Genomic DNA, 12,205 nt, shown 5'->3' with positions numbered 1-12,205 from the left:
ACTCCTTCTATTCATTAGTAAAGTCTTTTTTTAATTTATCTGTACGAATAACGTATCTTAATATAGAAGTTGGTCTTAAATACCCGGGTCTTTTATTCAGATTTTTATAAGAAGAACGTATAAAACTATCCCCAAAATCATTCACTCTTAGTGGAAATAAAGGAACGGTGTAGGGAGCACCCAATGATTTTAATTGAGTTAGATGGATGAGAATGAAGGTTATGCCAATAAACATCCCAATTCCTCCCCATAGTGAGGAAAGGATAATAATTGGAAAGCGTAGATAACGAATGGTGTTAGACATCTTAAATAAGGGAGTCGTAAATGAAGCTAACGCAGATAGAGCAGTAATAATAATTAGGATATTACTTGTTAATCCTGCTTCAACCGCTGCTTGACCAAGTATAACGCCCCCTACAATACCCAATGTTTGGCTGATTTTAGTAGGTAATCTTGCACCTGCTTCTCGAAGGAACTCGATTGTTACCTCTAAAAATAGAACTTCAATTACAGGCGGAAAAGGAACGTCCTGCCTTGAAAAGATAAGGGGACCAAGCAAATCCATTGGAATGACTTCGTAATGATAAGTAGTTAAAACTAAATACATTGATGATGCAAATAAAGAGAAAAGCACTCCGAGAATACGAATTATTCGAAAAAAGGATCCTAAAACCCAGGGTAAATAATAGTCCTCCGGGGAGATGAAAGAATCAAAAATGCTTGAAGGCCCAGTAACAAAATAGGGGGAACCCTCACATGTTATGGCTACCTGTCCACTGATCAGTGCATATACTACACGATCTCTCCGTTCCGTTGAGAGGAATATTGGGAATGGAGACTTAGAGTTGTCTGAAATAATTTGCTCCAGCTGAGATGAATCAAACACAACATCAAAATCCATATCGCATAGCCGTTGTTCAACAGTCTCAATGTATTGCTTATTTGTTACTCCTTCTATATAAATAATTGCGACTTTGGTTTTGGACACTGTGCCAATAGTAAAGTCCTTTACAACCAAATTCGGAATGTTTATTTGAGCCCTCAGCAAACGTATGTTAGTACTAATGTCTTCTACGAACCCTACCTTTGGACCAACAACACTAAATTCATTTTCCGTATCATTATTTTCGCGCATCCCTTTTTTGGTAGACATGTTAACTAAAGCATACTTGTCTATCTGGTTATTATTGAAATGGATGGCTGCATATCCTTTAAGTACTTTTGATTGTACATCCTGGAACTTATCAGTTATCTCTATATCGTCAACCGGAATCCAGGTTAACAAGTCCTCTATGTTTTTTAGTTCAGAATCCAAAGCGCGGTTTTGTATTGCGTGAATGACTTGTTGCTGAAGAACTTTTTCATCAATTAAAGTATTGAAATAGGAAATAGTAATGTCTTGATTGGAGAGAGAAATAGTTGTCGTTTTAAAGTCATAAGACCTACCTGATAATTCTTTAAAATGTTCCATATCCTTTATTTCCGTTAGCAATTTAAATCCTCTCTTTTTCCTGGAATGTCATTTGATCAAGTTAACTTAATTCTATTGTATTTTTAGTCATGTTCCTTTTTATTATGCAATATATTCTAATGATGATAATTAAGGGAAAGCCAGGTATGCTTAAAAAGCAATACAATTAGAAGGTATGTAGTGGGTAAGATATGATTCATATAAATAAGGAGGGCTATTCAGAATGGAATTCAAGTTTAGTGACTTTTCTATTGTTCTACCGCCCTTCCACATAACAATTATTGCAATCATTATTATTTTCTTTTTAGTAAGGTGAATTAAACAATTAGAAACACTCGTTATACCGTTTCTTTAATTAGCACACACATTGGTCGAATCCTTACTCTTGGTACAAATAAAGGTACCTTTGAGCTAGGGGTTCCTTTAGGATTTATAGTAGTTTTCTTTTACTTGTTTTTTAGTAAAGGAAACCATCCATCCAAAATGAAAGCCAGTATTTTAGGACTTTGCGTAGCATTATATCAGTTGATTCTCCATTACGTTGGTTAATTTTTTGTATTCAATTAACGTGGATGTTTGTAGAATGAAAATGGATAACGTCAGGAGAATGCGAATTTACAACGTTTATGGAAACTCAATATGAAAAAGCCTAATTCCTCAATTCAAGTGAAGAAATCAGGCTTTTTTCAATAATCCATTACCGTACCTTGCCTAAATGTGGGCTGACCGTCTCGGTATTAAGGGGTGAATAGCTTCCATTGCCCCTCGGAAACAACTTCAACGGCCCCATCGGTCACTTTGATGGCCGTCTGATCGTCAATCGCGTACCCTGGCACTGAGACGCCTGCAGCCCACTTTTCTGCATTGGCCAGGGTATTGTCCGGTAACATCTCGTGACCCAGGTGAGGAAACAATGCAAAATCCACCAGACCCAGCGTTTTATCTTCCCCTGTGAGAGGACGCCAGCCTACGAATTCTTCGCCGATATTCGGGGCCATCACCATGCTTCCAGCGCTCATTCCCACATAGACTGCATCCAGTGATGGTAAAAGGTCTGCAAGCCCCGATTGCTGCATCCACTGGTACAGGTAGAGGGCGTCGCCTCCAGACACAAGAAGGACGTCCGTCTGCCGAACAAGGGGCACCCAACGGTCTTCGTCGATGCTTGGCAGCGCTGTGAGCTCTAGAACGCCGACAGACTTCCAGCCCAGGTCGACCATGGGATTCTCGGAATTCCCGCTGATGAACTGCCAGGCTTTGTCGCCGGGACCGACCCAAGGGTGCCCGTACATGGCGGTGGGGATGCACAGAGCGGTGGAGTCGGCGATCGGCTTGTCGAGCATGTCAACCAGCGCGTTGTGGATCGTCGGGTTATTGACGCCCGCGGACGTTAGCAGAAGTTTCATTCCCGACGTTCTTGAATCCTCTAAATAATTTTGCGACATAATTTTTTCCTCCTTAGGGTACGAACTTTTTTACCTGAATCTTTAAGATTATCACGGATTTTTTTGTTGATTCCTAACTACCATAACTTGAAATGTCGTGCGTAGAAATCACTTCTATGGTTAATTATCTCTTATTTATTTTATCATGTTCCCTTCATATGTTTCTGTGTATTTACGATAAATAACAATCTATCTGATCATTAATTCAACTGTTCAAGAATCATTATTTATTTCACTAAAAAGGCAGTTATCTGGAATAAAAAATACTTATATGTAATCCACAATAGAGTCAGATCGTTGAAGAAGGATATTATAATCGGATGTCGTATTTATTTCTTAGAGATCATCACTTAGGAGGATTTAAATGCCAGTGTCTAAAGATCATGTAGAATACATAATTCGAAATGTAAAAGTAGAGGATGCGGAGGTACTTTTGGATATTGAGAGCTCTGTTATTTCTGAAGGTGAATATTTCATTGTAGAATCAGAAGAGGTAGAAAAAAAGCCATTACAGGAGAAGAAAGAACGAATTCAAAGTATATTGGATAACATAAAAGAAACTCTTATTATAGCGGAAGTGAATGGTGTAGTTGTCGGATCGATAGAATTTCGTTCACAAAATAGAAAGAGATTATCACACACTGGCTCTGTTTCAATGGCGATAAGTAAAAATTACAGAGACAGGGGAATAGGGAAAGCGCTTTTAAAGGCATTATTAGACTGGGCAGAAGAAAACCCATTAATCGAAAAGGTAAGTTTAGGGGTCTTTTCAACAAATCAAAGAGCAATTTCCCTGTACAAGCAGATGGGTTTTTTGGAAGAAGGTCGTTTAATTAAAGAATACAAGTTAAATCATGGTGAATATATTGATGATATTCTTATGTACAGATTTGTATAATAAACTAATGTGGCGTTAGTTAAGTATTCGTCAAGCAAACGGGCGAATTTTTACAGTGTTGGATTGCGTCCATTGTGCCGTTATAAAAGCTGGGTACGGAATTAGCATTGGGAGGTGCCTCTCATGCAGTTTTAAGCCTTTGGGGATACAAAAAGTTTGTAGGCAAAGGTATATTCCATATGAAGGTAACTTTGGCAGGTCGGCGATGTACAATCCTCGACCTTTTTCTAATGGTGGACTAGAATCGTAAGCATGGGTGACGTTTCTGCTGCTTCGTTTTTACCGCGCTTCCATAACCCACACCAAAAAACAGTACACAAGAGGTGTCCGATATCATGAACTGGAAATTAAAGAGCTTTAATGAACTATCCACTCACGAGTTGTACGGGATTTTACAAGTGAGGACCAAGGTCTTTGTAGTGGAACAGGAATGTCCCTACCTGGAAGTGGATGGGAAGGATTTGCACTCGTATCATCTTTATAAAGAAGAAAACGGGGAGATGGTTGCCTATGCAAGACTTTTACCGGCAGGTGTTTCGTATAAAGAGCCGTCTATTGGCAGAGTTCTTGTGAAGGATGACTATCGTGGTAAAGGACTGGCAAGTGAATTAGTAAAAAGAGGATTGGATTTCATTCTTGATGAATTAGGGGAAAGAACGGTGAAGATTCAAGCTCAGGAATATTTGAGGGAGTTCTATGGGTCATTTGGATTCAGGGCGATAACGGAAACCTATTTGGATGATGGCATCCCTCATATCGATATGATTTTGCAAAAGTGATGAACCCCTTTCGTCAGGCTATTGATGAGTCTGATATACATTGTTAAACGAATGAAGTTGCCAGACAAACTGATTACTTTGTCTGGCATTTTTATCTGCCTGTCCCAGGCACGTTGATCTATTTATCGTTAAGGACGTTCCAGTACAGCGGCAAGCATCCCATGCACAACCTCATGATCACGCACATCATGCAGACGATACTCCTCACCCGGAAGCGAATACCACTCCTCAGCACCAACATAAGTGATGGCAAGTGTCAGGATCCCTTCATCATCGCAGGTGGTGACAAGTTCAAGCTCGCCGCTGATCACGCCGACCTCAGAGGTCATGACACCGTGGGTTGCGGTAAAGATCGTTGATTTCTTATCCATATGTATTCCTCCGTTCTAGTGTTTGGTATGAACAATACCCGTACGAGCCAATCGTACGGGCATTGCTGGTATTCAAATCAGTAAACGCAGCTGTTCAGCATGCCCTGAAGTGCGGTCTTTTCTGAGGATTGCAGGCTTAAGCCCCATTTGTACTTGGTGCTGATCCACCACTTAGAGTACCCACAGTCTGCGCCGGAACGCGGTGGCTGCCATGTAGATGGATCCTGGTCACCTTTGGAGCGGTTGGAGCTGGCGCTGACCGCAATCAGTTGCGGGCCGCTCAGATCATTGGCGAAGTCCTCGCGCTTCTCTGTCGTCCAGCTGCTGGCACCGGAGCGCCACGCTTCAGCAAGGGGGACGACGTGGTCGATATCAAGGTCGGACGGATCGTAGAACGTAACGCCATCGTAGTAGCTGTACCATTTGCCGGACGTGACAGGGCAACTGCCACTGTAATAGTCGGCGTCACGCTTTAGCACCAGCTGGCGGGTGTCGCAGCCGCTACCTTGCCCGATCCAGTGGGGAAACTTGTCCCGGGAGTAGCCGGACATGGAGCTTTCGGATTTCACAGTCAGTGAGTTCAGTTGTGATTGGGCCGTGGACTTGGACGGTGTGCCAGGTGGGAATGCTAGTGCTGACGGCAGGAATAAAGCGAACGAGAGAAGTAGTGCAACAACAAACAACATCGATTTCTTTAGCATGGGAATGCCTCCTGTATGTAATTTTTTTATATCAACATCTCATTCTGAGAGAATGGGATATTAATAGTAAGTCCGCAGCGAATGTAGAATAACATTGAGAAAAGGGATTGGATCGGTTTCATGTTAAAGTGATTTTCATAGAAGATTGACACTAGCGTTAGTTCGCCTCTACTTAAAATGATAGAGGATGGAATAACCTTCTAACAAGTTAATATTTTGTAAATCCTCACTCTTTCCAAAAGTTGAATCCTTCTTCCTATTCCTTCAGGATCAGTTGATCATCACGGTTCGGTTTTTAGTTGGCCCTATTCTTAAAGGAGCCGCCCTCCGCATGAAATAATTTTGAATAAATAATACAAAAGTAATATAATGGAAAATAAAAAGGGGAATGGGGGATATAGAATGAAAAAGTACGGGTTACTGTCAGTTCTTTTCTTTTTAGCAGCATTTTCGGTTTATTTTATATCGATGTTTATAACAGGGGACTTATTCTCTGGAAAAGTAATGATCATGATCGTCATAGTGCTTCCGATGATCGGACTGATATTGGGTCTTAAAGCCAAAGGCGGTTTTAAAACATTCGGAATCATAGGTAATTCTTTCATTCTTCTCATTTCCGTAGTTGTTCCACTAGTTTCAACATTCTTTTGGAGTCAACCTTAACTATATTTTAATAATCATATATTGGTGCCTGATCCCAAGCCCCGAATTGGGGGTCAGGCACCGTTTTTTTTGGTAACATAAAGAGAATGCATATAAATGATTGGGAGGTTAACAGAATTAGAGAGAGTACTCAAAAAGTGTGCGAAGCGATCGTACGATTTAGAACCCGGAACCGAACATATGGAGGTCAGTATGAAACAAATTAATCAACAATACAACCAAATAACAGACTACATAAATAACCTGCTTCATGATCACCAGGGAGTAGGAGTAAGCGTTACCATTGTGAAAGACTCAGAGACAATCTATTCTAAAGGTTTCGGGAACGCCCGGATCGAAACCGCAGAACGCCCGATTGACGGCGATACTAGGATGAGCATTCAAAGTATATCCAAGAACTTTATGGCCCTTTCCATTATGCAGCTTGTAGAGAAGGATTTAATTGAATTGGACGATGCGGTTGTTACCTATTTGCCATACTTCCGAACGAATAATAAAGAACAGAGTGACGCAATCACGATCAGGCATGTGTTGTCTCACACGGCAGGTTTTCCTTCAGAAGTGGGAATCGCCAATATGATTGCACCGAATGTGAGGGAAATATTCTCAGATACACCGACAGAATTTCAGGAAGCATTGGATCATTATCAGCTGACAGAAGAAGAGATTGCTAGTATAAAGAATCGCGAAGATATCACGAAATGGTTTGAAAAAGTAGAATTGGAATACCCACCAGGAGAGGGATGGAATTATTGCACAGATGCGTATGTGATTCTTGTTGATCTGTTTGAAAAGGTGACAGGCAGCAAATGGGAAGCATCCCTTCACGATGACATCCTCACACCCCTTGATATGAAGCGGACTACGAGTGACTCATATGAGGTTGAGGAAGATCAGAACAGTGCCAGATATTATGTAGGCGAGGATAAAATAGAAACGCCTTTTCCCATCAATCCAATCTCGGCGCCAATCGGGTATTTGTATTCAACCGCCAATGATTTAGGCAACTATTTAACATTTCATTTAAATAAAGAATCGACTGTTTTACAATCAGAATTAATAGAAGAAATGCAAAAGCCCGTCCATCTTGTAAGCGAAGAATGGAGGGCGCCTGGATGTGATGTCAGGAGCTATGGACTTGCATGGTTTACAGATACGTATAGGGGATATAAAATCGTCGAACATGGTGGGGGCCAGTTAGGTGTAAGATCCCTGATGACCATGGTACCTGAGCTCAATCTGGGAGTGGTGGTTTTATTGAATTTTGACGGGACTATTCATCATGATATTTGTGATAAGATCATGGACGTTTTTATTGATTCATCACATGACATTTAGGAAATGTTTATGGCCGGACCCTCAACACGTAGAGGGTCCGGCCAAGTTTTTATATTTACGCTAATGTCTCATGCTTCCGGTCCAATCGATGACTCAAGAATGTCAACAGACTCGCACAAAGCGCAACCACTCCACCGACAAGTGACACATTCATCAATGGCCCTTGATGGTAGACAAGTCCACCGAGTGCCGATCCCATGGCGATACCGACATTACTTGCAACGGGCATCAAGGAAGCGGCGAGTCCTGTCGCTTTCGGTTGATACACACCGGCAAGGTCAATCAAGTAAAGCTGGGTTGAGGTCGTTAGCAGGATTGCCATCAAGGACATCAAGCCAATGTTGATCAAGCCGATGATAAAATGGCCCGTCGTAAAGTACAATCCGATCAGGACAAAGGCCTGGATAAGGAAAACGAATCGCAGGCGTCCGATGGCATTGTGACTGGCAATCTTTCCGGCCAGTATGTTGCTGAATATCGAGATGAAACCGTAGGCGAACAGGATCAAGCTGATGGAGCTGCCCGGTGCCCCCATCATGTCGAGAATCGGGACAAGATACGTAAATACCGCATAGGTTGCGCCGAACCCCAGAGCCGGGATGAAGAAAGCCATCAAGATCCGCGGGTGGGTCAATAAAGAGAACTGATCACGCATGGAACTGCGGTATTGACTGAGCTTACTTGGCAAATTCATGAAAGATGCCAAAAAGGCAACCCCGCCAAGGATCGTCGTCAACAGGAACGTAGCATGCCAGTCGTACCACTCAGCGATGACGGTACCGATGGGAACTCCGATCACGTTTGCCAGAGTAAACCCACCGAAAACGAAGGAAATGGCCACTCCCCGTTTCGTCACTGGAATTGCTTCGCTCGCGATCGTCATGGCAAGGGAAATCGAAACGCCTGTGACGATGGCTGTCAGCATTCGAAGGACAAGGAGCATGATGTAACTTGTGGAAATCACACACAAGGCATTCAGAATGATAAACGACCCAATCAAAAACAACATCCATTTTCGCTTAGGAAAATGGCTTGTTGCGGACATCACGATCGGGGTGGCGATGGCAAAGGTAATCGCAAACGCCGACACAAGGGTACCTGCCTTTGCGTTCGTTATATGAAGGCTCGAAGAAATCTCCGTTAAGATCCCAACGATGACAAATTCGCTTGTCCCGAGAACAAACGTTAGTAAACTAAGTGTGAAGATAAGAAACCAATGTTGTTTGGTTAATACAGTCTCTTGCATAAGTACCTCTTTTCTAGGATGGAAATACATCAGTAGTAGTATGGGCAAACAATTTAATTATCATATCATAAAATGAGACAGTGGGGACAGGTCCCTTGTCCCGGGAGGGGAAGCATAGACGTTTCTGATGCTTCCTAAAAAAGGAATGCTATTCATTCTCAGCATTCCTTTTTTTGCTTTTACGTTTTCTGTATCATGGTATACGCGACGTCATCAGCCAAGAGCCACGGAACCTGTCCCCCCGGCTCTCACATCTCCGGCCGCACCCACAACTTTGAAAAGTCCACATACCCAAAATGCTTGATCTCAATATTCATAATGTCAGTCGAAAAAGGGATGTATCGTTTCTCGTAATAGAGTGGAATCATGATGGATTCTCTCATGAGCCTATTCTCCAGTTTCATATTCAAGGCGGTCCAGTCTTCGAATGACGTTTGACGATATTCCTCGAGACGGGCTTTCCACGTATTGTCTTTTTCAAAGAGGGGATAAAGAGGCGAATAGCCGTTTTTCAAAAAGTGATAAAACGAGAAGTTCTGGTTGGATTCAAAGATTTCCCCGTGAACGAATAGGCACACGTGGAAGGTATCGGGCTGCCTCGTCAGGGTGTCGGCAAAGGAAAACCACTTAACGTCGACTGGAATGCCTTCTTTTTCAAAAACCTCCACAAGCCACTCGGTGGTTTTCGCTGTATGATTGGCACAACGGATCACGATCGGCTCTTTAAACAAGGGACGTTCTGCCTCCGGAATAGTCATGGATTGATCCTGTCCGATCAGGATGCTCTTGCCGTTCGGTGTCAGGCGGGGATCGAGGTCACGAAGGGTGTGGCGGTTCTTCGCAATCACCCAGTGCAGATAATCCCGGACGTCTTTTCTTTGAATCTGAGAATCTCGTCCCGGGACAGCATTCATGACAACAATCCCGAACCCCGAGTCACTCTCGACCTCAACAGAAGAAGACTGACTCTCTTCAATGTGAGAATGATAGATTCCTTTGAAGTCTTTCGGCACCTGGACAAATTCTACTGCATCGAGGAGCGGCCTCTCTTGAAAGTGCTCTTTAAAGGCAGCGAGAGTTGTCTTCGCATCGGTATTCTCCTCGAGGGAGAAGCATCCTGTCCCCAAGGTCCGTACCTTGTTTTCTTTATAAATGCTCGCACACATCATGCTGAGCATGGGGAGGATGTAGCTGCAGCCCCCGGGGTGATGGATGTCGATGATGAGGGGGGCCTTCGCCTCGATCCTTTCAACTGGTTCCCATAGATCTTGATAATGAGGGCATGTCCGAAGCTGTTCGAGACAATGGACAACATCCTTTGCCGTCAGGATGGAACCGTCGTGGAATCGGATGTCCTTTTTTACATATAGTCGCAGTTTCGCAGATGAAGCGTCCCAGCTGTGCGCTAGTTCCGGGAGAATGTCCCCTTCTTCTGTGATGGAGACGAGGCGGTTGAATACGTTTGCCACTAGATGGGCGCTGAGGACGTCGGCCGCCTCCAATGGATGGATGGAGAAAAAGGGATATCTCTTCGGCACGATCAGCTTATCTTTGGACTCTTTCACAAATCCGAGCTTACTGTGGAATTTATTCATCAGCCTCATCTTGCTGTCGGTTGACCAGTTGTACATGAGATACTTGCTGCTAGTCTCAATTGGTTCCTCGTCCAGAAGCTTTACGACTTCCTCTTCGAACTCTTCCTCCACATCTTTCTTCCATAGAAGTGTCGATACATTTCCCCGTCCGCGTCCCGGTGTGAAAGCAATCCAGCCTTCTTCATTCCATTTTTTCAAATAGCGGGTCGTCTGCTTGTGACTCAATTGCAGGGTTTCAGAGATTTCCTCCACTCGGATGCTGCCTGATGGATAGTACCGCCAAAGGGTGAGTAATTTTTTCTCCATGTTGCTTCTCCTCCTAAAAGGGGACATCAATTTGAAAAGTGTCTATTTTTAAAATTTTTCGTCTAGTTTACTATACAGTAAATAGAGGAGGGGGAACAACATGAAGTGGAAGGAATTACCTCAAAATATAAAAGTACGGATGATCACGTCATTCTTTAACCGTGCCGTCTCATCCGCTGTCATGCCGTTTATGGCGCTGTTCTTTGCTCAGGAACTGAATAAGATCTGGGCAGGGATCTTCCTGATCGTCACTGTGGTGATCGGATTTTCCATCAATCTGGTCGGGGGATATATATCTGACCGCTTTCCCCGGAAGAAAGTACTGCTGACGACGTCCTGGCTGAACGCCTTGTTCTTTTTCATCATGACCGTTAGTCTTTTTCCGAAAGATAATCTGATCCTGCTGTTTGCAGGTGCCTATATCGGGTTCATCGTCACGAGCAGTCTGGGCCGGCCTGCAATGCATGCGATCATCATCGATTCGACAACGCCGGAGAACCGGAAAGCCGTCTACGCCCTGGATTACTGGCTCGTCAATTTGTCCATGGCGATCGGTGCGGCAGTCGGGGGCCTGCTGTACTTGAACCATCAGACAGAGCTATTTATGATGTTGACCTTCACGTCGACGACGATTCCCGTTGCTTATGGGATTTGGCTTCAGGACAACTTCAAGGATCAGCTACAGAAAAAGCACGAGAATGTGTTCATTGATCTCGTGAATAATTACCGGATTGCCTTCAGGGATTCAGCCTTCGTGAAAGTGGTGGCAGGGTCCACCTTCATTTTCGCAGCGGAATTTTCCCTGAACAGCTATATCGGCATCCGCCTTGCGGAAACATTCAAGGCCGTGAACATCGGGAGTTTCGAAATTGTCGGGGTCAGGATGCTCAGTATCCTGAACATCGAGAACATGCTTCTCGTCGTATGCCTCACGTTCATTATCAATCGCTATACAGACCGTTTGAATAAGAAGAATGCCCTCTTGATCGGGCTCATTCTGTATGGTATCGGCTATGTGACGGTCACATCCGCCAACACGTGGTACGTCCTGATTGTCTTTAACCTGATTGCGACGATGGGCGAACTGATCTACTCCCCGATCCGGAACGCAGAGCAGGCTAATATGATCCCAAGCGATAAGCGGGGCTCCTACTCCGCATTTTCTAACCTCTCCTTCAGCGGAGCGGACCTTGTCGCACGGTCCACGATCATTATCGGTGCCTTCTTGATGCCAACGATGATGAGTGTTTATATCGGTTTCATCGTCATGCTCGGAACGGTTCTTGTTTATACGGGATTGTTTGGCGGGAGCTGGGTAAAGGCGAAAGTGTTGGATGGTGGTGTTGGTGCGAGTGGAGGGAAGTAAAAGGAAAGGGGGATTCCTGGAAGGGA

The 12,205-nt window shown here is 43.8% G+C and carries 11 protein-coding genes; 5 read left to right on the top strand and 6 right to left on the bottom strand.

Annotation, left to right across the window (positions count from 1 at the left end):
- Positions 1–7: 7 nt before the first annotated feature.
- Positions 8–1,471 carry a spore germination protein gene (locus ACIFOD_RS04740; RefSeq protein ID WP_430313637.1) on the bottom strand — a complete coding sequence of 488 codons (1,464 nt, stop codon included), beginning with the start codon at positions 1,469–1,471 and terminating at the stop codon, positions 8–10.
- A gap of 737 nt (positions 1,472–2,208) precedes the next feature.
- Positions 2,209–2,877, bottom strand: a complete 669-nt coding sequence (locus ACIFOD_RS04735; protein WP_430313815.1) for a Type 1 glutamine amidotransferase-like domain-containing protein — start codon at positions 2,875–2,877, stop codon at positions 2,209–2,211.
- Positions 2,878–3,280: 403 nt separating this feature from the next.
- Between ACIFOD_RS04735 and ACIFOD_RS04730 the strand changes: the two genes are divergently transcribed.
- Entirely contained in the window at positions 3,281–3,814 is a 534-nt protein-coding gene (locus ACIFOD_RS04730) for an N-acetyltransferase family protein (RefSeq protein ID WP_430313636.1), read from the top strand.
- A gap of 335 nt (positions 3,815–4,149) precedes the next feature.
- Positions 4,150–4,593 carry a GNAT family N-acetyltransferase gene (locus ACIFOD_RS04725; protein WP_430313635.1) on the top strand — a complete coding sequence of 148 codons (444 nt, stop codon included), beginning with the start codon at positions 4,150–4,152 and terminating at the stop codon, positions 4,591–4,593.
- A 128-nt stretch (positions 4,594–4,721) separates the two neighbouring features.
- On the opposite strand, the gene ACIFOD_RS04720 is transcribed toward ACIFOD_RS04725, so the two are convergent.
- Together ACIFOD_RS04720 and ACIFOD_RS04715 are read right to left on the bottom strand one after the other, a co-directional pair.
- On the bottom strand, positions 4,722–4,964 hold the full coding sequence (locus ACIFOD_RS04720) for a hypothetical protein (RefSeq protein WP_430313634.1): 243 nt from the start codon (positions 4,962–4,964) through the stop codon (positions 4,722–4,724).
- A 77-nt stretch (positions 4,965–5,041) separates the two neighbouring features.
- Positions 5,042–5,665 carry an HNH endonuclease family protein gene (locus tag ACIFOD_RS04715; protein WP_430313633.1) on the bottom strand — a complete coding sequence of 208 codons (624 nt, stop codon included), beginning with the start codon at positions 5,663–5,665 and terminating at the stop codon, positions 5,042–5,044.
- A gap of 402 nt (positions 5,666–6,067) precedes the next feature.
- On the opposite strand from ACIFOD_RS04715, the gene ACIFOD_RS04710 reads away from it, so the two are divergent.
- Together ACIFOD_RS04710 and ACIFOD_RS04705 are read left to right on the top strand one after the other, a co-directional pair.
- On the top strand, positions 6,068–6,328 hold the full coding sequence (locus ACIFOD_RS04710; protein ID WP_430313632.1) for a hypothetical protein: 261 nt from the start codon (positions 6,068–6,070) through the stop codon (positions 6,326–6,328).
- 192 nt (positions 6,329–6,520) lie between these two features.
- Positions 6,521–7,666: a serine hydrolase domain-containing protein gene (locus tag ACIFOD_RS04705; RefSeq protein WP_430313631.1), complete on the top strand. Its 1,146-nt coding sequence runs from the start codon at positions 6,521–6,523 to the stop codon at positions 7,664–7,666.
- A gap of 55 nt (positions 7,667–7,721) precedes the next feature.
- Here ACIFOD_RS04705 and ACIFOD_RS04700 read toward each other — a convergent pair whose 3' ends face one another.
- Together ACIFOD_RS04700 and ACIFOD_RS04695 are read right to left on the bottom strand one after the other, a co-directional pair.
- On the bottom strand, positions 7,722–8,912 hold the full coding sequence (locus ACIFOD_RS04700) for an MFS transporter (protein WP_282137320.1): 1,191 nt from the start codon (positions 8,910–8,912) through the stop codon (positions 7,722–7,724).
- Positions 8,913–9,160: 248 nt separating this feature from the next.
- Positions 9,161–10,813 carry an ABC transporter substrate-binding protein gene (locus tag ACIFOD_RS04695; protein WP_430313630.1) on the bottom strand — a complete coding sequence of 551 codons (1,653 nt, stop codon included), beginning with the start codon at positions 10,811–10,813 and terminating at the stop codon, positions 9,161–9,163.
- 100 nt (positions 10,814–10,913) lie between these two features.
- Between ACIFOD_RS04695 and ACIFOD_RS04690 the strand changes: the two genes are divergently transcribed.
- On the top strand, positions 10,914–12,179 hold the full coding sequence (locus ACIFOD_RS04690) for an MDR family MFS transporter (RefSeq protein WP_430313629.1): 1,266 nt from the start codon (positions 10,914–10,916) through the stop codon (positions 12,177–12,179).
- Positions 12,180–12,205 lie beyond the last annotated feature (26 nt).

Origin of the sequence: Rossellomorea sp. NRS-1567, from assembly GCF_050467885.1 — a bacterium.
GTDB lineage: Bacteria > Bacillota > Bacilli > Bacillales > Bacillaceae_B > Rossellomorea > Rossellomorea aquimaris_C.
Note: the sequence above shows the minus strand (reverse complement) of the source record. Positions and strands in the feature narration are given on the sequence as shown.